Genomic DNA, 23,480 nt, shown 5'->3' with positions numbered 1-23,480 from the left:
CCGTCGGCCGGAAAAACCTTCCCGGCCCTCATTCCCTGGCGAAGGGCTCCAGCACGAAGACCGGGATCTCGCGGTCCGTCTTCTTCTGGTAGTCGGCGTACGGAGGGTAGGCGGCCACGGCACGCTCCCACCACTCGGCCTTCTCCGCGCCGGTGACCTCGCGGGCCTTCATGTCCTGCTTGTGGGGGCCGTCCTGGAGCTCCACATGGGGATCGGCCTTGACGTTGAAGTACCAGACCGGGTGCTTCGGCGCCCCGCCCAGCGAGGCGACGGCGGCGTAGCGCCCCTCGTGCTCGACCCGCATCAGCGGGGTCTTGCGGATCTTTCCGCTCCGGTTGCCCCTGGTCGTCAGCAGGATCACGGGCCTGCCCGTGTTCTGCAGCGTCGTCCCCTCCTTGCCGCCGGAGCTCTCGTACAGCTCCACCTGCTCGCGGACCCAGCGGGTGGGGCTCGGTTCGTACTCGCCCTCAAGAGGCATGGCATCGGTCCCATCGTCGTAGAGCGCGACTGGCTGACACCCTCCCTCAACACCCGTGCCGCCACGTTTCATCCGCACTGGGGCCGAGGGCGCCCGCACGGGAGCGGTCCCGGCCGGAATCCGGCGTCCGTCGATCCGGCGCGGGCATCTCAGGCTGACCGGCACGCCGCGCCCTTCGTCTGCGAGGTCTCCCACGACGGAACCGGACACGGTCGCCTTCCCCCGGAACCGCACCCGCCCCTACCACCCGAACACCGCCTACGACCCGCTGCGCGCCGCCCGCCCGCCGGCCCGGCGCCCCCTCTACGACGGCCGCCCGGCCCGGCTCCTCCGCGTCTTCACCCAGGACGACGACGGCTGCCGCACCCTGCGGCCCGGCCGCGAGGGGGGCTCCGGTGGCCCGACGGTCCGTGAGGCGGCCCGGGCCTGCCCGGTCGGGGCGAGCACCGTGTCGTGGCCGCGATCACCGTGTCGCGGCGCTCAGCAGGAGCCGCGCCGCCTCGCGTGCCTCCCGGGCGGGCTCCGTGCTCTTGACGATGCCCGCGGTGACCATCGCGCCCTCGGCCAGCAGGAACAGCTGCCCGGCCACCGCGCCGGGCAGCCCCGCGTCGGTCACGAGACCGGTCAGGTACTGCCGGAACGCCTCCTTGTGCGCCCGGACCTGGGCCGCCACCCGCGTCGAGGTCGCGCCCAGCTCGCCGTAGGAGTTGATCCAGGCGCAGCCGCGGAAGCCGTCCTCGCCGAACCACCGCTCCAGCCAGTCGAAGACCGCGAGGAGCCGCTCCTGGGGGTCCGCGTGCTGCTCCACATGGGCGGCGAGGCGTCCGCGCCAGCGCTCGTCACGGCGCTCCAGATAGGCCTCCACCAGCAGTTCCTTCGCGGGGAAGAGCTGGTAGAGCCGCTTGAGCGAGACGCCGGAGGTGCCGCGGACGTCGTCCATGCCCACCGACTGCACGCCCCGCCCGTAGAACAGCTCCTCGGCGGCGTCCAGGGCCCGTTCCCGGGCGGTTGCGCTGTCCATGTCCGGCCACTCTCTCGTGCGACGGTCGCTTGACTGGAGAACCAACGTTCTCCTACGGTGTCGATCGTAGCGGAGAACGCTCGTTCTCCCGTATTCGTCACGGAGGACCACATGACCACCCGCCCGCCGCTGCCCCCGTTCACCCGCGAGACCGCCGCCCGCAAGGTGCAGGCCGCCGAGGACGCCTGGAACACCCGCGACCCGCACCGGGTGGCCCTCGCCTACTCCGAGGACTCGGTCTGGCGCAACCGGGACACCTTCGTCACCGGGCGCCCGGAGATCGTCGAGTTCCTCACCGCGAAGTGGGCCCGTGAGACGGAGTACGCCCTGCGCAAGGACCTGTGGGCCTTCGACGGCAACCGCATCGCCGTCCGCTTCCAGTACGAGAGCCGCGACAGCGACGGCCGCTGGTGGCGGTCCTACGGCAACGAGCTGTGGGAGTTCGACGAGCGCGGCCTGATGACCCGGCGCGAGGCCAGCATCGACGACGTGCGCATCGAGGAGAGCGAGCGCCGCATCCACGGCCCGCGGCCCGAGGCCGAGCGGGGAGTTCCGTTCCCCCTCCAGTAGGGTTTCCGGATGACCGAACTGGCCGGGGGGACCGGGGAGACCGGGAAGCCCTTCCTCTACGTCGTCGTCTGTGCCGCCGGAATCGCCGACGGCGTCGACAAGCTCGTCACCGCCGCCCAGGAGCGGGGCTGGGAGGTCGGCGTCATCGCCACGCCCGTCGCGATGAACGGCTTCTTCGACACCGCCGCCGTCGAGGCGCAGACCGGCCGCCCGATCCGCTCCGCCTGGCGCACCCCGGGCGACCCGCGCCCCTTCCCGCCGCCGGACGCGGTCGTGGTGGCGCCGGCCACCTTCAACACCGTCAACAAGTGGGCGGCGGGCCTGGCCGACACCCTCGCCGTCGCCACCCTGTGCGAGGCCTACGGCCTCGGCGTCCCCGTCGCCGTCCTGCCCTGCGTCGCCGACGCCCTCGCCGCCCACCCCGCCTACCGCGAGAGCCTCGCCCGGCTGCGCGCGATGGGCGTCCGCTTCGGCGAGCCGTACACGGGGAAACCCCAAGTGGACGGCGGGCGGCCGGAGTTCGCCTGGGAACGGGCGCTGGACCTGCTCGGAGACCGCAGGGTGACGCCCCAGGCGTAACACAGGACGTACGCTCCCCCTCGTACCGACCCCGAAGGCAGGAGCAGCAACGATGCAGTACGTGAAGCTCGGTTCGACGGGCCTGGACGTGTCGCGGATCTGTCTGGGCTGCATGACCTACGGGCTGCCCGACCGAGGCGTGCACGAGTGGACGCTCGACGAGGAGGCATCCCGCCCGCTGATCCGGCAGGCGCTCGACGCCGGCATCAACTTCTTCGACACCGCGAACGTCTACTCCGACGGCACCAGCGAGGAGATCGTCGGCAAGGCGCTGCGCGACTTCGCCCGACGCGACGACGTCGTCCTGGCGACCAAGGTGCACGGCCGGATGCGGCCCGGGCCCAACGGCGGCGGCCTGTCCCGCAAGGTGATCATGACGGAGATCGACCACAGCCTGAGCCGCCTGGGCACCGACTACGTCGACCTGTACCAGATCCACCGCTACGACCCGCACACCCCGGTCGAGGAGACCATGGAGGCCCTGCACGACCTGGTCAAGGCCGGCAAGGTGCGCTACCTCGGCGCGAGTTCGATGTACGCCTGGCAGTTCTCCAAGATGCAGTACACCGCCGAACGGCACGGCTGGACCAAGTTCGTCTCCATGCAGAACCACTACAACCTGCTCTACCGCGAGGAGGAGCGCGAGATGCTGCCTCTGTGCGCGGACCAGGGCGTCGGCGTGCTCCCGTGGAGCCCGCTGGCCCGCGGCCGGCTCACCCGGGACTGGGGCACGGTCACCGAGCGCAGCGCCAACGACAACTTCGGCGGCCGGCTCTACCAGGAGGGCGACCGCACGATCGTCGAGGCGGTCACCCGTGTCGCCGGCGACCGCGGGGTGCCGCGCGCCCGGGTCGCCCTGGCCTGGCTGCTGGCGCAGGAGACCGTGGCGGCCCCGATCGTCGGCGCGGGCAGGCCGCAGCACATCGAGGACGCCGTGGCCGCCATGGAACTCGACCTCAGCGACAAGGAGATCGAGGAACTGGAGCAGGCGTACACGGCACGCCCGATCTCCGGTCACTGACCCTCAATGAGGTCCCTGCGGTGCGAACTCCGTGCCGCAGGGACCCGCGCCCTCGCTCTCGGGCAGGACGACCCGCTCACCGCTCATCGTGAGCGTCCGGTAGTAGCCGCCGATGCGCGCGGTGGAGCGGCCCACGTAGTGCCCGATGAACGACCGGCGGAACCGGTCGGCCGAACGGTTGGGCCGCGAGCCGTGCACCAGGCTCCCGTTGAAGAACAGCACGTCGCCCGGCGCCATGTCGACCGGCACTGCGGCGAGACCGGCCGGCGGCGGCACGTACTCCCGCGCGAACGACACGTCCGGGTCCGCCGTCTCCGGACAGAAGAGGTCCATCTCGTGGGTGCCGGGGACCACTTCGAGGCCCCCGTTCTCCCGGTCGATCTCGTCGCAGGCGAGCCAGGCCGCCACACACGTGCCCGGCTCGACCCGCAGATAGAAGTTGTCCTGGTGCAGCGCCTGCCCCCGGGCACCCGGCGGCTTGAAGTAGAACATGCTCTGCGCGGCCAGCACCTCCTCCCCGAGCAGCACCTCCAGCACGGCACGCAGCCGCGGATCCAGCAGCACACCGAGGGCCGCGTCGTCGATCTCGTGCGGCTGCATCACCCTCGGGTACCTGCGCAGGGGATCGGCGTCCGCCGGGCGCGGCTCGAAATGCCCCGGCACCGGCCCGGCCGCGTGCAGCGCCGCGAACCGCGCACGCAACCGCTCGATCTCCTCGTAGCCGAACAGCCCGCGTACGACGGTGAACCCGTCCGAGCGGAACTCGTGCAGGATGGTGGTGCCCAGGGCGCCGATGTCCGTGGCTGTCATGCGTGCACTCCTCGGTCGGGTGTCCTCCGGCCCGCCACGCTAGGCCGGGGCGTGCCCGAGGAGGATGCCCGTGCGTGCTGACCGATTGCCCGACACCGCTGCCCCCGGCGACCCGGCACCGCCGCCGGGTGTGGTGGTGGTCGGCCGCTTCGACCAGCGGCCGGGCTACGCCGTGGACCGTCCGCGCGGCGCCGACAGCTGGCTGTTCACCTGGACGACCGGCGGCCACGGGCGGCTGAGCCAGGGCGGCGCCGGTACGCGCGCGGGCACCGGCGACCTCGTGGCACTTGCACCGGGCGCCCCGCACCGCTACGGCGTCGAACCCGGCGCGCAGCACTGGCAGTTCTGGTGGGTCCACTGCCAGGCCCGCCCCTCCTGGCAGTCCTGGCTGCGCCCGTACGACGCCGGTGACGGGATGTACGTCGTGAGCCCGACGCCGGCCGCCGTGCACGAGCGGGTGACGGCGGCGTTCGTCCGGATGCTCGCCGACGCCCGCTGGACGGGCACGCAGGCGCCGCCCGCCCCCCGGGCCACGGACGGCTCGGTCGCCGTGGCGCACGACACCGCCGCCCGTGAACTCGCCCTGTGCTCACTGGAGGAGGCCGTCCTGCTCACGGCCGCCGGGACGCGGACGCCCTCCCCGCGACCCGGCGTCGACGCCTGCGTGCTGCGCGCTCAGGCACTGATCGCCGCCGATCCAGGCGCCCCGCACACGGTCCGCTCGCTCGCCGCGCACGTCGCGCTGTCGCCCTCCCGCTTCGCCCACCTGTTCGCCCAGCAGCTCGGGCGGTCGCCGATGCGGGCGCTGCGCGAGGCGCGGCTGCGGCATGCCGCACGGCTGCTGGAGAGCACCGACCTGTCCGTGGAGCGGGTAGCGGCCGCGTCGGGCTTCGCCAGCCCCTTCCACTTCAACCGGGTCTTCCGCGAGCGGTACGGGACGCCGCCCGGGGCGTACCGGCTGGGCGGCCCAATGGTTGGCGACGGGCCGTCGGCTGGGAGCTGAGGCCGAATGGGCCCGTATGACCAGGCGAAGTGGCTGGTCAACGGTTGTTCAATGGTTCCCGGCGGCTCCCAGGTCCAAGTCCACTGATTACCATTTCCGATTTCCGGGCCCGGTCCCGCATTGCTCGGCATTCTGTTATTGACGGACGGTCAATTACCTGTGCCTCCTGCACATTGCGCAAATTCGCAGCATCGCTTGTTACCCGCCCTTGACCTGTGCAAAGGTGACCCAGCTCCCTCACGCCCCACGCTTCACAAGAGCCGCGCCCGGAGCATACCCATTGGTATGGACCATCAATGCCGCAAGTCCTCCGGAGGAATGCCGTCGTGCATGACGCAGGCCTGTCGAATTCACCGGACACCACGAACCTCTTCGATGTGACCGACGCCCAACTGAGCGCCGAACTGAAGAAGTGGACCGGAGCGTCACCCGCGCTCCATCCCGTCGGTGAACTCCTCGACCGCCACTGGGAGGCGGGCTTCGCCTACGCACGGCTGTGCACCGCGGACGCCCGTTCCGCGGGCATGCTCACCACCGCGGCCTTCACCCGGCTGTTCGGCGAGACACTGCGGCAGACCGGACCCACCTCCGCCTGGCGCCCCCATCTGCTCGTCACCGTCCGGCGCATCGCCGCGGAGTGGGACACCGACCAGCGACGCGAACTGCTCCACCCCGACCTGACCTCCGGCACCGACGGCGAGCGGGCCGCCGCCCGCCTGCTGCCGCCCGCCCACCTGCGGCTGCTCTCCGGCGCGTTCCAGCGGCTGCCCCAGTCGGCGCGCTGCGTGCTGTGGCACACCGAGGTCGAGGCCGAGCCGCTCCGCGTCCCCGCCGGGCTGCTGGGCCTGGACGAGGAAGGGGCCCGGCTCGAACTCGGGCGCGCCCGCGACCGGTTGCGCGAGGAGTGCCTCCAGCTCCACCGCGAACTCGCCCCGGAGCAGGACTGCCGCCGCTACCTCCGGCTCCTCGACGTCACCTACCGGCGCGGCGGCGCCGACGTCGACCCCGACCTGCGCGACCACCTCACCCACTGCCGGCACTGCCGACCCACCGCCGAGCAACTGGACCGCTTCAACCACGCCCTGGGCCCGGCACTGGCGGAGGCCGTCCTCGGCTGGGGCGCGCAGGCCTACGTGGTGTCCAGGACCGTCGTCGACGAGGCGGAGACGGAAGCGGCGCCTGCGGTCCTGGCGGGCGAGGACTTCGGCGCGGACACGGAGACGGCGCCCGCGGCCGGCACGGGCGCAGGCGCAGGCACGGGCATCGGCGCAGGCCCAGCGGCCGCCGGGCCGACCGCCGCCGTTCCGCCGACCGGACCCGCACCCGTCGACGGCGCGGAGTCCGACCCTTGGGCCGGTTTCAGCGGCGATGCTGGCCGTTCGGCGGCGGGCGCGGAGTCCGACCCCTGGGCCGGTTTCGGCGGCGATGCTGCCCGTTCGGCGGCGGGCCCGGGGACAGGCATGGGACCCGGTTTCGGAGGCGACGCCGCGGCCCGTGCGGCGGCGGGCATGGAGTCCGGCCCGGGGCCCGGTTTCCGTGGCGGGGATGCTGCGCAGTCGGCGGCGGGCGCGGAGTCCGGCCCTTGGGCCGGTTTCGGCGCGGATGCCGCTCGTACGGCGGCAGGACCGGAAGCAGACCTGGGGTCCGGTTCCCGTGGCAGGGACGCTGCTCGTACGGACGCGGGCCCGGGGTCCGGCGGTCGGGCTCGGCTCCGGCGACGGGACCGTGCCCGTCCCGAGTCCGGACCCGGCACCGGCCCCCGCCGCTCGGACCCCGCCCGCGCGGAGCACGGCGCGGAGCCGGGCCCGGAGTCGAGCCCCCGCCCGGGCCGCCGCCGGGACCCCGCCCGCGCCGCGTCCGGTGGCGGCCCCGCCCCGACCGGCCGCTCCGCGCAGCGCACCGCCCGACGTGCCGCCCGGCGCCGCAACCTGACCGCGGCCGTGTCGACCGTGGCCGCCCTGGTCGTGGTACCGCTGGTCCTGTGGTCGGCCCTCGGCCCGGCCGACGACACCGGAGCGGCCGAGGGCGAGCGGCCCACCGAGGCCTCCGGCTCCGGCGACGCGGCGAGCGCCGACCCCTCCTGGGCCGGCGCCGAGGAAGCCGCGCAGGGCACGCTGACCGGGCGGCTGTACAACCTGTCCTCCGGCCTGTGCGTGGGAGTCGTCGGCGGCAAGGCCGTCAAGGACGCCGAGACCGAACTCGCGAAATGCTCGGGGCAGGCCGGCCAGCAGTGGTCGTACGAGACCGACGGACTGATACGCAGCGTCGCCGACCCCGGTCTCTGCCTCGACTCCCGCCTCGGCTACTCGGTGCGGCTGGCCCCGTGCGCAGACGCGTCCGCCTCCGCCGCCAGGAACGTCCGCTACGACTTCACCCTCCGCGGCGCCCTGGTCCCGCGCTGGAACCAGGACCTGGCACTGACCCCCGCCGCCACCGACGGTTCCGGTGCCCTCGTCGTGAAGACCCGCGCGGACCGGAGCCGGGAGGAGTCCGCGGCCCAGCGCTGGGTGGTCGACACCTCCAAGCCCGAACTCCAACTGGAGGTCGTCAACTGGGCCGTGCCCGAGGAGACCCCCTCGGCCGCCCCCGCTCCCGGCCCCTCCCGGACATCCGCGCCCACCCCGACCCCGAAACGGTCGACGCCGCAGCCCACACCGACGACCCAGGCCCCGACGCCCACGCCCTGCTACGGCTACTGGTGCTCGTGGGAGGGCAACGGAGACTCGGGAAACGGACCCGGGCCTGGACCCGGACCGGGACCTGGGCCCGGATTCGGGTACGGCGGCGGGTGGCGCTGAGGAGCCCCGCCAGGTCAGGGCCCCGGGTGCGGGTCAGTCCTCCTCGAAGAGGGCCAGCTCGGCCCAGATCGTCTTGCCCTCGGCGGTGTGTCGGCTGCCCCAGCGCTGGGTGAGCTGGGCGACCAGCAGCAGCCCGCGGCCGCCCTCGTCCCAGGTCTTGGCCCGGCGCAGGTGCGGGGCCGTGTGGCTGCTGTCGGAGACCTCGCAGATCAGGGTGGCCGCGTCGTGGATCAGCCGCAGCCGTATGGGTCGGGAGCCGTACCGGATGGCGTTGGTCACCAGCTCGCTCACCACCAGCTCGGCCGTGAACGACGCCTCGCTCAACTGCCACACGTCGAGCTGCTCGACGACCTGCTTGCGGATCGGGCCGACCAGCGCAGGGTCGGCCGGGATGTCCCAGGTGGCCACCTGGGACGCCGGCAGTCCGCGGGTGCGGGCCAGCAGCAGGGCGACGTCGTCGGCGACCCCGCCCGGCGGCAGCAGCGCGTACAGGATCCGGTCGCAGGTCTCCTCCAGCGAGTCGGCCGGAGCCGACAGCGCCTCGGACAGCAGCGCGTGGCCGGCGTCGGCGTCGCGCTCGCGGCTCTCGACCAGACCGTCGGTGAAGAACGACAGCACGGTGCCCTCGGGCAGATCCAGCTCGGCCGACTCGAAGGGCAGTCCGCCGAGGCCGAGCGGCGGCCCGGCGGGCAGGTCGAGCTGCCGGGGCGCGCCGGCCGGCGGGACCATCATGGGCGAGGGATGCCCGGCCCGGGCCAGGGTGCAGTGCCGGGAGACCGGGTCGTACACCGCGTACAGGCAGGTGGCGCCGACCTCCCCGGGGCTGCCCTCGCCGCCGGCCTCCGCGGACAGCCGGACCACCAGGTCGTCGAGGTGGGTGAGCAGCTCGTCGGGGGCCAGGTCGATGTCGGCGAGGGTGCGCACGGCGGTGCGCAGCCGGCCCATGGTGGCCGAGGCCTGGATGCCGTGGCCGACGACGTCCCCGACGACCAGGGCGACCCGCATCCCGGACAGCGGGATCACGTCGAACCAGTCACCGCCCACCCCCGAGCGGGCCGCCGGCAGATAGCGGGAGGCCGCCTGGACTGCGGCGGTGCGCGGCAGCGTCCGGGGCAGCAGGCTGCGCTGCAGGGCGAGGGCGGTGTCGCGCTCGCGGGAGTAGCGGCGGGCGTTGTCGATGCACACGGCCGCGCGGGCGGTGATCTCCTCGGCGAGCAGTACGTCGTCGTCGGTGAAGGGGTCCGGCCTGCGGAACCGGGTGAGGACGGCGACGCCGAGGGTCAGGCCGCGGGCCTGGATCGGCACGGACATCGTGGAGTGGATGCCGTACTCCCGGACCCGCTCGCTGCGGGCCGAGTCGCGGCGCAGCCAGTCGTCGAGCTCGCCGCTGGGCACCGAGGCGACGACGGACCGGCCCGCGGTCAGTGAGGCGGCCTGCGGGGACTCGGCCGGGTAGAGCTCCAGCTGCCCGGGCTTGACGAGGGCCTCCGGGCTGCCCGGGTTCACCGACCGGTGGGCGGCGCGGCGCAGGCCGACCGGCGCGGTGAGCGGGAAGGTCGGCTCGCCGCCCTGTGCCTGCGGGTCGAGCAGGTCGACGCTGACGAAGTCCGCGAGCGCCGGCACGCAGACGTCGGCCAGTTCCTGTGCCGTGCGGCCGACGTCGAGGGTGCTGCCGATGCGGACGCTCGCCTCGTTGACCAGTTGGAGCCGCTCCCGGGCGAGGTAGTTCTCGGTGAAGTCGTGGGCGGCCAGGCAGACTCCCCGTACTCGCCCCGCGGTATCGGTGACGGGTGCCATCCGGGCGAGCCAGGCGTGCGCGTGCTCCTCGCCGCCGGTGCGCAGGTACGTCTGCACGTCCCGGGCCAGGCCGGTGGCCAGTACCTGCGCCAGGTGCTCCTCCAGTTCCTCGCTCTGCGTCTTGCCGCCGATCTCGGACAGCCGCAGGCCCCTGATGCGCTCCTCGGGCAGCCCGACGACCTGGGCCATCGCGTCGTTCTGGCGGCGCAGCCGCAGCCGCTCGTCGTAGACGGCGACGGCGCACGGCGACTGGGTGAGGGCGGCGGTGTCCAGCGGGTCGTCGGGGGAGTGGGGGCCGTCGCCCTCCAGCGGGGTGACCACGAGCCAGTGGGCCGCGCGGCCGTCGCGGGACGGCCGGTGGTGGGCCAGCAGCCACACCCGTACGGTGTGGCCGTCGTGGTGGCGCAGCGGGAGGGTGCCGTGCCAGCGGGGGCCCGTCGGGGCCGGTACGGCGGCGTCGGCCAGCAGCTCGGCGGCGGGACGCCCCACCACCTGGTCCGGCGGCCAGCCCAGCAGGCGCCGGGCGCCGGCGTTCCACTCCAGCAGCATGCCGTGCTGATCGATGACAGCCCGGGCCGTTGCGGCGTCGTCGAACGGGTCGTGCGGGGTCATCGTCGCCACTCCAACGCGGACACTCACAGTGAACAGGCGCGTCACTTGAGTTCCAGCCTAGTGTGTCCGGGCCTCCGGCGGACGGGAACCCCTGTGCGGAGGGTCGGACGAGCGAGAAGGGGCTTCCGGCAAGGGGTGCGCCCGGCTCTGTCGGGCCCCTGCAGTCGTTGTGTGGCGCCCCGTCGGAATCTGTGCGTTCGCGATCAGCAGTGAGCACTTCCGAGACCTGGTGAGGTCTTCGGCGCGGTGCGCCTCGGCAGGCCGGCGGTGCCGGGAGTCCGAGCAGGTCGTCATCCTTTCGTGCGGTCCGGAGGAGAAACCAGTCCCGTCCGGACCGTTGACGCAGTGTCATGACTGCAACAACCATGGCCTCGTCCGCATCTGGGAGCGCTCCCACGACGAGCGTCGCCCGCACCTCTCCCGAGGAGCCCAGACGTGAAACGACGCAGAACCGCCCTGTTGTCCCTGGCCGCCCTGCTGGCGGCGGGACTCAGCACACTCCCGGCCGCACCGGCGGGCGCAGAGGAGGTCGAACAGCTCAAGAACGGCACCTTCGACACCACCGTCGAACCCTGGTGGACCACGAGCAACGTCACCGCGGGCCTGTCCGACGGACAGCTCTGCGCCGACGTCCCCGGCGGGACCGTCAACCGCTGGGACGCCGGCGTCGGCCAGAACGACATATCCCTCGTCGAGGGGGAGTCCTACCGCTTCTCCTTCAGCGCGAACGGCACCCCCGAGGGCCACGTGGTGCGGGCGATCGTCGGCCTGTCGGAGGCGCCCTACGACACCTACTTCGAGGTGTCGCCGCAGCTCAGCGTCTCCGGCAACGCCTACACGTACACCTTCACCTCGCCCGTCGACACCGACGGGGCCCAGGTCGCCTTCCAGGTAGGCGGCAGCGCGGACCCGTGGCGCTTCTGCATGGACGACGTCTCGCTGCTGGGCGGAGTGCCGCCCGAGGTGTACGAGCCCGACACCGGCCCGCGCGTGCGCGTGAACCAGGTCGCCTATCTGCCCGCCGGGCCGAAGAACGCCACCCTGGTCACCGACGCCACCGCGAAACTGCCCTGGCAGCTGAAGAACGCCTCCGGGACCGTCGTCGCCCGCGGCTGGACCGTGCCGCGCGGCACCGACGCCTCCTCCGCCCAGAACGTCCACTCCATCGACTTCGGCGCCTACCGCAAGCAGGGCAGGGACCTCACGCTGGTCGTCGACGGAGAGACCAGCCACCCCTTCGACATCGGCACGGCCGCCTACGAACGGCTGCGCCTGGACGCCGCGAAGTACTACTACACCCAGCGCAGCGGCATCGCGATCCGCGACGACCTGCGCCCGGGCTACGGCCGCCCGGCCGGCCACGTCGACGTCGCGCCCAACCAGGGCGACGGCAACGTGCCCTGCCAGCCCGGCGTGTGCGACTACCGACTCGACGTCACCGGCGGCTGGTACGACGCCGGCGACCACGGCAAGTACGTCGTCAACGGCGGCATCTCGGTGTGGGAGCTGCTCAGCACCTACGAGCGCGCCCTGCACGCCCGCACCGGCCGGCCCGGGAAGCTGGGCGACGGCACGCTCGCCATCCCCGAGAGCGGCAACAAGGTGCCCGACCTGCTGGACGAGGTCCGCTGGGAGCTGGAGTTCCTGCTGAAGATGCAGGTGCCCGCGGGGCAGCCGCTGGCCGGCATGGCCCACCACAAGATCCACGACGAGCAGTGGACCGGCCTGCCGCTGATGCCGCACGACGACCCGCAGAAGCGGGAGCTGCACCCGCCGTCCACCGCGGCGACCCTGAACCTGGCGGCGACGGCCGCGCAGGCCGCGCGCCTGTACAAGCCCTACGACAAGAAGTTCGCGGCGAAGACCCTGGCGGCCGCCCGCACGGCCTGGGCGGCGGCGCTCGCCCACCCCGACCGGTACGCCTCCGAGAGCGACGGCATCGGCGGCGGCACCTACGCCGACGACAACGTCACCGACGAGTTCTACTGGGCGGCGGCCGAGCTGTATCTCACCACCGGTGAGAAGGAGTTCGCGAACCACGTCCTGAACTCGCCCGTGCACACGGCCGACATCTTCGTCCCCAACGGCTACGACTGGGCCAGGACCGCCGCCGCGGCCCGCCTCGACCTGGCCACCGTCCCGAACAGGCTCCCCGGCCGTCACAAGGTGCGCCAGTCCGTGATCAAGGGTGCGGACCGCTACCTGGCCACCCTGAAGTCACACCCCTACGGAATGCCCTACGCCCCCGAGGACAACGTCTACGACTGGGGCTCCAACCACCAGATCCTCCACAACGCCGTGGTCATCGCCACCGCGTACGACATCACGGGAGGAGTGAAGTACCGGGACGGCGCGCTGCAGAGCATGGACTACATCCTCGGCCGCAACGCCCTCAACATCTCGTACGTCACCGACTACGGCGAGGTCAGCGCGCAGAACCAGCACGCCCGTTGGTACGCCCGCCAGCTCGACCCGAGCCAGCCGAAGCCGCCGCGCGGCACGCTGGCCGGCGGACCGAACTCCAGCATCCAGGACCCCTTCGCACAGAGCAAACTCCAGGGCTGCGTCGGCCAGTTCTGCTACATCGACGACATCCAGTCCTGGTCGACCAACGAACACACCATCAACTGGAACTCGGCGCTGACCCGCATGGCCTCCTTCGTGGCGGACCAAAGGTGACGCGCTGACGCCCCCGGGCGGCACACTGAAGGCATGAACTCACCGGCTCCGCAGCTCGATCCGCGTCGCAGCACCGTCGTCGTCGTGGGCATCGACCGCTACGAGGCGGGGCCGAAGTGGGATCTCGACGGACCCGTGGCCGACGCGCTGCGGTTCGCCGAGTGGTTCATGTCCCGAGGTGTGCCGCCCGACCGCATCACCGCACTGCTCTCGGCACCGCCCGAACGCGCCCCCCAACCGGACGACTTGCCCTACGGCGTCCTGAACGCCGACCGCGCGACCGTGCACCGCACCCTGCTGAGAACCGTCACGGCGGCACCCAGCGACCTGCTGTGGGTCGTATGGGGCGGCCACGGCCTGGTGGACGCCGAGGGACGACGGCGGCTCCTCTACGCGGACGCCACCGAACACGACCCCCTCAACCTCGACTTCGACGCGCTGCTGACGTACTACCGCTCGGTGCCCGGCCACCCGCGCCAGATCTGGCTCGTCGACGCCTGCCAGAGCCTGCGCGACCCGTGGCGCGCGCGCCGTCTGCTCCCGCACGAGGACTACGGCGCCGCGCGCCCCGTGACCGCGCGCAACCAGGCCGTCCTCTTCGCCGTACGCCCCGGCGAGGCCGCCGCGAACCTCACCCCCTCCCGCACCGGTCTGTTCAGCCGGGAGGCACTGGCCGTACTCGCCGGCACCACCGACTGGCCGCCGGACCCCGGCGCGGTGATGGACCGCCTGCGTGACCGCTTCACCCACCTGCGGGCCGCCGGCCGGCCGCAGCAGACCCCCACCTACGTCTGGTCCCGCACCTGGGACGGCGACGAGGGCCAGCTCCTGTCCCGCGGCCACCCCGACGGACGCGCCCCCGAACAGGACACCGACCTCACCCCGGACCGCCTGCGCGCCCTGACGGACGCCCTGCTGGCGGTCCCGGAGTTCGTCGAACCGCAGGGCCGGGAGGAGATCCTGGGCCTGCTCAGAATCGGCGTCCGCGCCGCCGTCCCCCGGCACAGCCGCCCCCGCCTCGACACGATCAGCATCCTGCGCACCTGCGCCCGGCGTCCGGGAGCGCTGCGGGAGCTGGGCGAGGCGGTGCTGCTGTGCGCCGGCGGCAGCCCTGCGGCGGAGCGGGTCCACCGGCTGATCGACGACGCGGCAGAAGCGGTTGACGGCAAGGGAAGTTGACCTTCTCGCAGGTTGCCTGTGTTTGCCCCGTCCGTGGCCTACCATCGGCCCATGCGTGAACCCCGTGATGCGGCAGAGCCCGCTGGTGTCGACTCCTGGCTGCCCTGTCTGTCGCACCTGACACTGGACGATCTGCCCCAGGTCAGCTCCGCGGCGCTGCGGCCCGCCATGGACATGCTGCTCAGCAGCGTGGACCGGCCCTTCAGTACCCGCGGCGGCAGCGAAGGCAGTTGACCCGCTTACGCTTCCCGCCCCCGCCCTGCGGGTAGTCTGCGCGGCACGTCGGGTCCGAGCGGCCCGAGGCCGGGGACACCGTGGGTGAGGAAGTGTTGGTGCGCACGTCAGTCGAAGAAGGCAGAGCCGAGGCGGCAGCGGGGTCCGGCGGCTTTGAGGAGCCGTCCGGACCGGCGGACCACCCCATGAGACATCACCGTCTCGATCACGCCTGCCTCGAACTCCTGTGCTCGGCCGGGGAACGGGCGGAGGTGACGCGTGTGCTCCTCGACGCCGAGTACAGCCGACGCCTCCTGCTGCTGCGACTGCTGGTCGACGAGGCCGCCGCCCGCCCGGCCGCGGCCGGTGCCCTGCCGCCGGTGGGGGAGGCCTGGCAACTGCTCGCACGGGCCCAGCGCCGCCACCCGGCCGCGGTGCGCCGTCTGCTGATGGACCCCCAGGTAGGCCTCTGGGCCGCCCATGTGCTGCGCAGGCTGCGCGGCTCCGCGGACGACGACGCTCCCTTGTGGACCGACGTGGGCCGACTGCACGCCCTGGCCGCCTCCGGTGCCGTCCTCGCCGGTCTCGACTTCCGGATGCCGGTCCCGGCCCGCGCCGGCACCGTACTCCTGCCCTGCCTCGGGCAGGCCTCGTGCGGCACGCGCGAACCGTGGGCCCTGGCCGAGGTCAGCGCGCACGGCGGCGCCACCAGGGTCGGCATGGACGGCGGACACACCGTGGACGTACCGGCCGACGCCACCACGGACACCGAGAACTGGTCCGCCGTACGCCGCCTGACCACCCGTCACCGGGGCCTCGTCCTCACCCTCACCGTCGACGACCTGGCGCTCTACCCGGTCATCGCGGGTACGGCGGGACCGGCCCGCCTCGACGAGGCGGAGCTGCGGCGCTGGCAGCTCGGGCTCGACCGGGCGTGGACGCTGCTCGTCGAGGACCACCGCGAGAGCGCGGAGGCGCTCGCCGCCGGACTGCTCTCCCTCGTCCCCCTGCCGCCGGGCGAGCGGTTCCGCCCGCGCAGCGCCTCGGCCTCCGAGGCCTTCGGCTGCGTGATGCTCTCGGCGCCGGACCCCGGCGTGCCGGAGCAGGAGGCCACCGCCGAACTCGCCGTGACCCTCGTGCACGAGTTCCGGCACACACTGCTCAACGGCCTGATGCACCTCGCACCGCTGACCGAGGACTGCGCCGACCTGTTCCACGCACCCTGGCGCGACGACCCCAGGCCGCTGACCGGCATCCTGCACGGGGCGTTCGCCTTCTCCGGCGTGGCGCGGTTCTGGCGGACCCGCTGCGCCCGCGACACCGGCAGCGCCCGCGAACGCGCCCGGTTCGAGTTCGCCCTGTGGCGCCGTCAGGCCCGGACCACCCTGGAGACCCTCGACACCCACCCGGCCCTCACGGCGACCGGCCGGAAGCTCGTGCGGGGCCTGCTCGCCGACCTCCGCTCCTGGGACGACCGCACGCTTCCCGAGTCGGCCCTGCTCCTGGCCGAACGGGCCGCGGCCCACCAGCGGGCCGCCTGGCGCGCCCACCACGTCGTGCCCGACGAGGAGACGGTACGCGCCACCGCCGACTCCTGGCTCAGCGGCGGCCCCCCACCGCGGACCGTCGCGGACGGAACCGTACGCACCGATCCCGACGGCTGCCGACTCGACGTCTTCGCCCACCTGGTCCGGCTGAGCATCGCGGACCCCCCGGCCTTCTCCGCCGCCCGAACCACCGACCCCGCGGCCGTGAACCATCTGAAGGGCGTCACACCCGCCGACCTGGCCCACGTGGCGGGCGACCTGGCGGAGGCCCGGGCCCTGTACGCCCGTCAGACCGCCACCCGGCCCGGCTCCTGGGGCGGACTCGGGCTGCTCCTCGCCGACCGGCACCGCGCGCTCGGGGAACGGCCCGAACTGCTGCGGGCCGTCTCCCGGGCCGTCACCCGGCGTTCCGGACAGGCCGTCCCACCGGCCGAACTGGCCGAGTGGCTCGCCCGGGCCTGGAACGGCGACGGCTCACCGGCCGACGCTCACAGCGGCAGCGGATCGATGTCGCAGTCCGCCCGGTGCTCCCAGTCCACCGCCTGACGCACGGCGGGATGATCCGCCCCCAGCGCACGGTTCAGCCGCTCCGCCGTCGAACTGTGCCGGCGCTCCGCCTCCTCGCGCCGGCCCAGCGCCCGCAGGTCCAGCGGAAGGTTGGCGGCACAGGCCAGTGTCGACGGGTGGTCAGCCCCGAGCACGCTCGTGGAGAGCGCCAGGGTCCGCTCGTCCAGCTCCAGCGCCGCCGCGTACTCGCCCAGCGCGTACAGATCGCTGGCCAGGTTGGTCGCGCACACCAGGGACGAGGGATGCTCCTGCCCGAGGACCCGGCCGAAGTCCGCCAGCACCCGCTCGTCGATGGTGCGCGCCACGTCGGCGTCGCCGATGAGCCGGTGCGTGATGGCCAGGTCGACCTCGGCCGACAGGGTGTGCGGATGCGTCGGGCCGTAGGTCGCGGCGTACTGGCGGTGGATCTGTGCGCCGAGTCTCCGGGCCGTGTCGAGTTCGCCCGCGTGCCGCAGGTCGATCGTCAGCTCCAGCGTCGACGCCATGGACCCGGGGTTGCCCTCGCCGTAGCGGCGCACCAGGTCCGCGCGGGCGCGCTCGGCGGTGGCCCGCGCCTCGTCGTGCCGGCCCGCCTTCCGCAGCGCCACCGCCAGATGGCGGTGCGTGGAGAGCGTGAACGGGTTGTCGTGGCCGAGCAGCCGGCCCGCCTGATCGGTCAGCTCCCGCTGGTAGGTGAGGGAAGCGAGGTAGTCGCCCAGCTCCCGGATGTCCAGGATGAGCCCGAGCCAGGTCACCAGGCTCACCACATGGTCCTGGCCGTAGATCTGGGTCTTGCTGTGCAGGGTCTCCTCGTCGAGTTGCCGGGCGCGGGCGAAGTCCCCGGTGAGCCGGAGGCTGACGCCCACGTTGTGGGCCGCGCGCAGGGTCTCGGGGTCGTTGGGGCCGAGCAGCCGCAGATACCGCTGGTGCACCGACTCGGAGAGCTGCCCGGCCGCCGCGAAGTTGCCCTTGACCCGCTCGTCGATGGCCACGTTCCCCAGCGCGTCCAGCGTGTCCTCGTGGTCCTCGCCGACCGTGCGCCGGTAGGCGTCCAGGACCCGGTCGTTGACCTCGGCCGCCTCCGTGTAGCGGCCCATGCTGAACAGCACGAACCCCAGCCACCGGGAGACCTCCAGGGTCTGTGCGTCGTCCTCGCCGCCGTCCTGGCGCCAGCAGCCGTAGGCGGACTGCGCGAGATGCAGCGCGGCATCGAAGTTGCCCCAACGGAACAGGTACCGCACCTCGTTGACGATGAGTGCCCGCACCCACGGGTCCGTGGAGCGGAAAGCCTCGGAGACGAGCAGGTGCGCGTACAGCTCGCCGTAGCGCGGCCAGTGGCTGACATTGTGCGGGTCGTTGGGATCGTTGGCGGAGAGCAGCAGATGGGTACCGGCGCGCATGCGCTGCTGCTCGGTCTCCGTCATCCGGGAGATGAGCGCCGCCTGCACCAGCCGGTGCATCTGGATGGAGTTGGTGCGGTAGTCGAAGCGGGCCAGCGAGTACCGGCCGATCTCCCGGATGGCCTGGCCCAGCCGGATCGGGTCCCGCAGCACCGCGTCCAGCTGGGGCGCGATGGAACCACCGGGGCGGCCGGCGAACAGGGTGCGCGAGATCGGCTCCGGCGCGCAGAACGCGCAGATCTGCAACAGCTGCATCGCGGCCGGGTTCTTCGCCTCCAACTGGTCCAGGGAGACGTTCCAGGCCGCGATGACCGGCAGCTGGTAGTCGAGCGGGGCCGCAAGTCCCAGCAGGTCCACCTGCTTCTCGTCCAGCAGGCGCAGGTATTCGTCCGCGGGCATGCCCGTCTCGGCCCGCCAGGCGGCGGCCTGCTCGATCGCCAGGGGCAGGTCCCCGAGGGCGTCGGCGAGCCGGTCGGCCTCGTCGTCGCTGATCTCCGGGCCGCGCCGGCGCAGCAGGGCCACGCTCTCCTCGCGCCGGAACACGTCGACCTCCAGCGGCTGGGCCACGCTCGCCCACTGCGGATTGCGCGAGGTGATGAGGATGTTGCCCGGCCCTCCGGAGGGGAAGTAGGGGCGCACGCTCTCGGGGCTGTCGGCGTTGTCGAAGACCAACAGCCAGTTGTCGTAGGGCTCGCCGCGGCGCAGCGCCTCCAGAACGGCAGCCACCGACCAGGTGGCCTCGCTGCTCGCCTCAAGACCGAGGCGGGGCGCCAGTTCCACCAGGGACAGCGCGATCTGGGTGGTGCGTTCCGCGGAGATCCACCAGACGACGTCGTAGTCTCCGAGGTGCTGGTACAGGTACTCGACCGCGAGCAGGGACTTGCCGACGCCGCCCATGCCGTGCAGGGCGTTGGGCAGCACCGCCGTCGCCTTCTCCCGCCGCAGCCGCCGGTGCAGCGCCTCCAACAGGTCTTCCCGGCCGGTGAAGTTGGGGTTGCGCGGCGGTACGTTGCCCCAGACGGCCGGCGTGCCGCGGGTACCGCCCCGGCCCTCGGGACCGGGGGGCGGGCGGCGCGGACCGGCGGTGCCGACCGGTCCGGGCCCGCCGGGCGGGACGTCGCTGCTCGGCTCGGGTCCTGTGCTCGGCTCGTTCACCAGGTCCTCCCGCTTCCGGAGGTGCATAGGGGGTGGGGTCGGGGTGCGCCCGCGGACCGGGGCGCGGGACTCCTCGACCGCGCGCTCCAACTCCCGCGCGCGGACGGCGTAGGGGCCTGACAGGGCCTGCAGTACGGCGATTTCGGCCTCGGCCCAGGCGCGGGTCTCCGCGTCCAGGGGACGGGGCCCGCCGGTGTCCTCGCCCGCGAGCAGTCCGGGGACCCGCCAGAGCCTCTCGGCCACCGGCCCGAGCGCCTCGCCGACCACGTCCACGACCCGGCGCAGATCCTCCGTCCGCCCAGCGGCCAGCAGCTCTCCCCGGACACCCGGCTCGAACTCGTAGGCGATGCGCGGGCCGATGAGGATGGGGGACGGCGGCGCGGTCCGCGGCTCTCCTCGTGCGTCCGGCGCGCAGTCGTCGGCGATGCGGAGGCCGTTGACAGCGGTGGACGGCGACGGTGCGGCGGCCGGTGGCTCTCCTCGTACGCCCGGCTCGGACTCGTGGGCGATGCGGGGCCCGGTGACGGACGGCGCGGCGGTGGGGTGGACCAGGCCGTGGGTGAGCAACTGGACGAAGTCGGAGATCCGCGCCCCGGGCCGAAGGACCGTCAGGACCCGCCGCACCAGCGGTACCGCGAGCGGCGTCGCGGCGAGCAGGGTGGCGAGGACGGAGACGTCGGGGGAGACCGAGCGGCGGAACGCCGCGACGCGCTCGGCTGCCCCCGGCCGGCCGGACACCGGGGACGGCGCCACGGGCACTCCGCCCGGGACCGGGGCGGCGAACGTCAGCGGCAGCCGGATCCACGGCCCCCGCGGTCCGGCGACCAGCCGCGCCCACGCCGCCAGGCTGCGGGGCGCCAACTCCAGTACCGGTACGGGCAGATACGGGGCCGCACCGGCCGGATCCCCGGGTGTTCCCAGCCCCACTCCGCGTGGCTGTGTGTCGAGCCGGCGGTTGGGCACACCGGGGCCCGCCGCTCGCAGCGACAGCGGCCAGGTCGGGATACCGGCCTCGGGCCAGGACTGATACGGCAGCAGGTGCAGCACGGCCAGCGTGGTCGTCTGCGCCCACCGGTGCAGGACGTGTCCCAGGGCGCCGGTCCGCCAGCCCGGCGCGTTGCCGTCGGTGATCACCAGCACCAGCCGCCGCGAGCGGCTCGAGGGCGCCGCGCAGCCGCGCGGCGGCACGTCCTGCCCCGGTCGCAGCTCGCGCCGGTCCACCCGGCGGAACGCCCGCGAGCGCCGCAGCAGTTCGGTGAACTCCGCCACGGTCTCCCGCCAGACCGCCATACCGGGATCGGCGTCAACGGCCACCACCACGTCCCGGACGCCGCTCCCGGGCAGGCCGCGCAGCAGGTGCAGCGCCCGCAGCGTGCCGTGCGGGTCGGTGATGTCGGTCCAGCGTCCGGGGGCCGCCCAGGGTGCCCTCGGCCCGCTGCTCCCCTCGGCGCCGTCCCGGCCGTCGAAGGACTTCATGGCCCCTCCACGGCAGCCCAGCGCCAGACGGCGTCGAGAGCCGCCTGCCCTTGCTCCTCTCCTTCCCAGGTTCCGCCGAGCGCACCCGCCCGCACCAAGTGCAGTGCGTTCAGGAGCCGTTCGGCCACCGGTCCGGAACCGGGATCACGGGCGGCACGGTCCAGCAGGGCGTCCAGGAGCGGGCCCTGCTCCCCGGCGAGCGCCGGGAACCGGCTGCGGGCCAGGGCGGCGAGCCGCTCCGACGTCATCCGCGGCAGATCGAGCGTGACGCAGCGGCGCAGGAAGGAGGCCGGCAGATCCCGCTCCCCGCCGGTCGTGGCGATGAGCAGAGGCGGCTCGTGGCAGCGTACGACGGCTTCGCGGACCGTCGCCGTGACGCCCGGCTCGCAGGTGTGGACGAGGACGCCCGAGCCGTCCGCCGCGCCGGCGCCCAGGAGTTCGGGTACGGCGAACTCGCCGTCCTCCAGGACGCCCAGCAGCTCGTCGGGCAGGTCGAACCCGCTTCGGTCGAGGTCGTCGGCCAGGATCACGCGCGGCAGCCGACGGGGCAGCAGGGCGGTACCCAGCGGCCCGAGCCGTACCACCCCGGGCCCGGCGGCGACGTAGAGTCCCTCGCCGAGGGTGCTGCCTCCGGTGATCCGCCAGCGCAGCACCGGGCCCAGGCCGAGCTCCCGGGCGATCCGGTGGGCCAGCGCGGACTTGCCCGAGCCCGGTTCGCCCGCCACCAGCAGCGGCCGGCGCAGGAACAGCGCGGTGTTGACCCGCAGTACCTCCTCGGGATCGGCCGCCACGGAGCCCCCCACGGCGCCGAGGACCCTGGTGCCCGCCGTGTCCGGCGGCCGTGCGGCGGACTCGTCGGGGACTCCGGCGTACGTGCGCCAGGGCGGCGGTGCGGGCCATCTGCGGTCGCGTTCGGCGGGGTCGAGCGGCACGCCCGTGCCCCGGTAGAGCCACCAGGAAGGGGTGGAGGCGGAGTCCATGGCGGTTTCCTCCCTGCGAGGGTCGGCCGGGTGAGGCCGGCCGGACGTCGGAGATCCGGTCACAGCGGCTTCCGGTCGGGGTCGTCCCACAGCACCGCGAGATGCCGGCCGATCCGGTGCTCCGGTGTGCCTGCCCCGAGGGCGGCGGCCTGACGGCGAAAGCGGGTGATCCGGGGCAGCAGGTCGGCGAATCCCTCGGCGAGCAGATCGCCCACCACCTGCCGGAACTCCGTCGTCGACTCACTGGTGCGGTGCCACACCACCACCGGATAGCCCGTGCACAGCGCCGTCCTGAACTCCAGGCAGCCGTACGGCCGTCCGGCCTCGGGCGGTTCGCTCAGCACCGCGGCGACATGCGCCTCGTCGGCGAGCTCCGCCGCCACCCGGTCCGGATGCTGCGGGCTGCTGCTCGGGATGCTCATGTACACGGAGCTGGTCGTCGGCTCCTCGCACAGCTTCTGCCAGCGCAGCCGCCACCAGCCGTGCCAGCGCCGGTCCATCAGCCGGTCCAGGCTCCGGACGACCACCGCCGGATGGCTCGTGCCCAGCAGGAGATGAGAACCTTCGGCGACATCCAGGGGCCAGGACTCGACGGGCAGGTTGATCAGTTCCAGCGGGAGCACGAACTCCAGTCGCAGATGTCCCGGCCGGTCCCCCTCCGTCCACTGCACCTGCGAGATCACGCCGCTGACCGTCTGCTGCAACTCGGCGAAGGGGACCGTAGGGCTGTCACTGCGTCCCTCGAAGTCCGGCCCGCGCAGGGCGGAGTGGAACCAGTGGGACACCGTGTAGTAGCCCTCGTCGTAGGGCGCCTCCATGATCCGGATGGCCAGGTGCTCGGCGTGCGTGGACGGCTGTTCCGAGGGCTGCCGGGCGTACCGCGCCCGGTCGAGTGTGTGGCCGAACTCCCAGCGGGCGGCGGGTCTGCGGTTGATCGCGCGCAGATTGCGGCGGTGCGCCGCGTCCAGCCACGTGGACGCGGCGTCGAGATAGGCCATCCACGGCGGTACATGGTCCGGCGCCGTGTTCTGCCCCACCAGATAGAGGAAGTCCGACCACACGGTGATGCTGTGGCGGGGGAGGCTGCGTAATCGGGACTGGGTCGCCTGCGCCACCATGGCCCTGCGCTCCGCGTCGGGAATGCGTACCGACTGCAGCGCCTGTTCCAACAGCCCCCAGGAGTCGGTGAACTCGTCCGGCAGCGTCCGCACGGCCTTCCACTCGTCCGCGAGCCGGTACATCAGCAGTGACTCCGCGCAGCCCGGGTCCAGCAGATCGAGGACGGCCGCGAGGCAGGTCAGCCCGTCCGTGCCGCCGGAGGCGGGCGGGGTCGTCATACAGAAACGGAGCAGCGCCACGTACTGCCCGCGCGGCGTGCTGTGCCGCTGCAGCCCGCCGCTGCGCCGGAGCCCGTCCAGGACCAGACCCAGGAACTGTTCGCGGTCCTCGGGCGAGCCCAGCGTGTCACAGCGCACCAGGGCGTCGACGGCGCGGCGCCGTATCCGGTCCTTGATCTCCTCTGTCTCCTCGCACACGGCGGCTCCCCCCTCCGGCGCCCCGTGGCGGGGACGCGCTCCCTTGCCCCCGTGCGGCGACGACTCGCTGTGCACGGTCCG

16 protein-coding genes and 1 pseudogene are annotated in these 23,480 nt (G+C 73.3%); 10 read left to right on the top strand and 7 right to left on the bottom strand.

Going from position 1 to position 23,480, the window contains the following annotated elements:
• Positions 1 to 28 precede the first annotated feature (28 nt).
• The gene (locus ICC28_RS13225) at positions 29 to 478 is read right to left on the bottom strand and encodes a nitroreductase family deazaflavin-dependent oxidoreductase (RefSeq protein WP_188288692.1); all 450 of its coding nucleotides are present in this window, start codon (positions 476 to 478) and stop codon (positions 29 to 31) included.
• Between the two features lie 334 nt (positions 479 to 812).
• Here ICC28_RS13225 and ICC28_RS40495 point away from each other — a divergent pair.
• Positions 813 to 932 (top strand): annotated as a pseudogene (locus ICC28_RS40495) (ferredoxin); the annotation flags it as partial.
• A gap of 9 nt (positions 933 to 941) precedes the next feature.
• Here ICC28_RS40495 and ICC28_RS13220 read toward each other — a convergent pair.
• Positions 942 to 1,499 carry a TetR/AcrR family transcriptional regulator gene (locus ICC28_RS13220; RefSeq protein ID WP_188288691.1) on the bottom strand — a complete coding sequence of 186 codons (558 nt, stop codon included), beginning with the start codon at positions 1,497 to 1,499 and terminating at the stop codon, positions 942 to 944.
• 111 nt (positions 1,500 to 1,610) lie between these two features.
• Here ICC28_RS13220 and ICC28_RS13215 point away from each other — a divergent pair, with 111 nt between their 5' ends.
• From ICC28_RS13215 to ICC28_RS13205, 3 genes are read left to right on the top strand one after another with little or no spacing between them, the layout of a single operon-like run.
• Positions 1,611 to 2,069: a nuclear transport factor 2 family protein gene (locus ICC28_RS13215; RefSeq protein WP_188288690.1), complete on the top strand. Its 459-nt coding sequence runs from the start codon at positions 1,611 to 1,613 to the stop codon at positions 2,067 to 2,069.
• A 9-nt stretch (positions 2,070 to 2,078) separates the two neighbouring features.
• The gene (locus ICC28_RS13210; protein ID WP_188288689.1) at positions 2,079 to 2,648 is read left to right on the top strand and encodes a flavoprotein; all 570 of its coding nucleotides are present in this window, start codon (positions 2,079 to 2,081) and stop codon (positions 2,646 to 2,648) included.
• 52 nt (positions 2,649 to 2,700) lie between these two features.
• Positions 2,701 to 3,669 carry an aldo/keto reductase gene (locus ICC28_RS13205; protein WP_188288688.1) on the top strand — a complete coding sequence of 323 codons (969 nt, stop codon included), beginning with the start codon at positions 2,701 to 2,703 and terminating at the stop codon, positions 3,667 to 3,669.
• Positions 3,670 to 3,672: 3 nt separating this feature from the next.
• Here ICC28_RS13205 and ICC28_RS13200 read toward each other — a convergent pair whose 3' ends face one another.
• On the bottom strand, positions 3,673 to 4,479 hold the full coding sequence (locus ICC28_RS13200) for a phytanoyl-CoA dioxygenase family protein (RefSeq protein WP_188288687.1): 807 nt from the start codon (positions 4,477 to 4,479) through the stop codon (positions 3,673 to 3,675).
• A gap of 64 nt (positions 4,480 to 4,543) precedes the next feature.
• On the opposite strand from ICC28_RS13200, the gene ICC28_RS13195 reads away from it, so the two are divergent.
• Complete coding sequence (locus ICC28_RS13195; protein WP_188288686.1) at positions 4,544 to 5,482, top strand: helix-turn-helix domain-containing protein; 939 nt, start codon at positions 4,544 to 4,546, stop codon at positions 5,480 to 5,482.
• Positions 5,483 to 5,808: 326 nt separating this feature from the next.
• A complete protein-coding gene (locus ICC28_RS13190; protein WP_317454005.1) occupies positions 5,809 to 8,280 on the top strand; it encodes a ricin-type beta-trefoil lectin domain protein in 2,472 nt (823 codons plus the stop codon).
• 33 nt (positions 8,281 to 8,313) lie between these two features.
• Here the strand turns inward: ICC28_RS13190 and ICC28_RS13185 are convergent, their stop codons facing one another.
• Complete coding sequence (locus ICC28_RS13185) at positions 8,314 to 10,689, bottom strand: SpoIIE family protein phosphatase (protein WP_188288684.1); 2,376 nt, start codon at positions 10,687 to 10,689, stop codon at positions 8,314 to 8,316.
• Between the two features lie 435 nt (positions 10,690 to 11,124).
• Here ICC28_RS13185 and ICC28_RS13180 point away from each other — a divergent pair, with 435 nt between their 5' ends.
• The 4 genes from ICC28_RS13180 to ICC28_RS13165 all read left to right on the top strand — a co-directional run bounded on the left by ICC28_RS13180 (position 11,125) and on the right by ICC28_RS13165 (position 16,853).
• A complete protein-coding gene (locus tag ICC28_RS13180; RefSeq protein ID WP_188288683.1) occupies positions 11,125 to 13,368 on the top strand; it encodes a glycoside hydrolase family 9 protein in 2,244 nt (747 codons plus the stop codon).
• 33 nt (positions 13,369 to 13,401) lie between these two features.
• Positions 13,402 to 14,547: an effector-associated domain 2-containing protein gene (locus ICC28_RS13175; RefSeq protein WP_188288682.1), complete on the top strand. Its 1,146-nt coding sequence runs from the start codon at positions 13,402 to 13,404 to the stop codon at positions 14,545 to 14,547.
• A gap of 51 nt (positions 14,548 to 14,598) precedes the next feature.
• Complete coding sequence (locus ICC28_RS13170) at positions 14,599 to 14,781, top strand: hypothetical protein (RefSeq protein ID WP_188288681.1); 183 nt, start codon at positions 14,599 to 14,601, stop codon at positions 14,779 to 14,781.
• Positions 14,782 to 14,966: 185 nt separating this feature from the next.
• Positions 14,967 to 16,853, top strand: a complete 1,887-nt coding sequence (locus tag ICC28_RS13165; protein ID WP_188288680.1) for an HEXXH motif domain-containing protein — start codon at positions 14,967 to 14,969, stop codon at positions 16,851 to 16,853.
• Here ICC28_RS13165 and fxsT read toward each other — a convergent pair.
• The 3 genes from fxsT to ICC28_RS13150 are packed head-to-tail and all read right to left on the bottom strand — an operon-like array spanning position 16,796 to position 23,399.
• Positions 16,796 to 20,884: an FxSxx-COOH system tetratricopeptide repeat protein gene (gene fxsT, locus ICC28_RS40490; protein ID WP_223188757.1), complete on the bottom strand. Its 4,089-nt coding sequence runs from the start codon at positions 20,882 to 20,884 to the stop codon at positions 16,796 to 16,798. The genes ICC28_RS13165 and fxsT overlap by 58 nt on opposite strands.
• Positions 20,881 to 21,864, bottom strand: coding sequence for an AAA family ATPase (locus ICC28_RS13155; RefSeq protein ID WP_188288679.1), 984 nt, complete (start codon positions 21,862 to 21,864; stop codon positions 20,881 to 20,883). Before ICC28_RS13155 ends, fxsT begins: the two co-directional genes overlap by 4 nt.
• 59 nt (positions 21,865 to 21,923) lie before the next feature.
• Positions 21,924 to 23,399: an effector-associated domain 2-containing protein gene (locus ICC28_RS13150; protein ID WP_188288678.1), complete on the bottom strand. Its 1,476-nt coding sequence runs from the start codon at positions 23,397 to 23,399 to the stop codon at positions 21,924 to 21,926.
• Between the last annotated feature and the right edge of the window lie 81 nt (positions 23,400 to 23,480).

The sequence above is a fragment of the Streptomyces sp. TRM68416 genome (assembly GCF_014596915.1).
GTDB lineage: Bacteria > Actinomycetota > Actinomycetes > Streptomycetales > Streptomycetaceae > Streptomyces.
This window is presented reverse-complemented; position numbering and strand designations above follow the sequence as displayed.

Coding starts and splice junctions, on each gene's coding strand:
- ICC28_RS13215 (WP_188288690.1), top strand. CDS start 1,611: ATGACCACCCGCCCGCCGCTGCCCCCGTTCACCCGCGAGACCGCCGCC.
- ICC28_RS13155 (WP_188288679.1), bottom strand. CDS start 21,864: ATGGACTCCGCCTCCACCCCTTCCTGGTGGCTCTACCGGGGCACGGGC.
- ICC28_RS13200 (WP_188288687.1), bottom strand. CDS start 4,479: ATGACAGCCACGGACATCGGCGCCCTGGGCACCACCATCCTGCACGAG.
- ICC28_RS13220 (WP_188288691.1), bottom strand. CDS start 1,499: ATGGACAGCGCAACCGCCCGGGAACGGGCCCTGGACGCCGCCGAGGAG.
- ICC28_RS13210 (WP_188288689.1), top strand. CDS start 2,079: ATGACCGAACTGGCCGGGGGGACCGGGGAGACCGGGAAGCCCTTCCTC.
- ICC28_RS13205 (WP_188288688.1), top strand. CDS start 2,701: ATGCAGTACGTGAAGCTCGGTTCGACGGGCCTGGACGTGTCGCGGATC.
- ICC28_RS13185 (WP_188288684.1), bottom strand. CDS start 10,689: ATGACCCCGCACGACCCGTTCGACGACGCCGCAACGGCCCGGGCTGTC.
- ICC28_RS13165 (WP_188288680.1), top strand. CDS start 14,967: ATGAGACATCACCGTCTCGATCACGCCTGCCTCGAACTCCTGTGCTCG.
- fxsT (WP_223188757.1), bottom strand. CDS start 20,884: ATGAAGTCCTTCGACGGCCGGGACGGCGCCGAGGGGAGCAGCGGGCCG.
- ICC28_RS13225 (WP_188288692.1), bottom strand. CDS start 478: ATGCCTCTTGAGGGCGAGTACGAACCGAGCCCCACCCGCTGGGTCCGC.
- ICC28_RS13175 (WP_188288682.1), top strand. CDS start 13,402: ATGAACTCACCGGCTCCGCAGCTCGATCCGCGTCGCAGCACCGTCGTC.
- ICC28_RS13195 (WP_188288686.1), top strand. CDS start 4,544: ATGCCCGTGCGTGCTGACCGATTGCCCGACACCGCTGCCCCCGGCGAC.
- ICC28_RS13170 (WP_188288681.1), top strand. CDS start 14,599: ATGCGTGAACCCCGTGATGCGGCAGAGCCCGCTGGTGTCGACTCCTGG.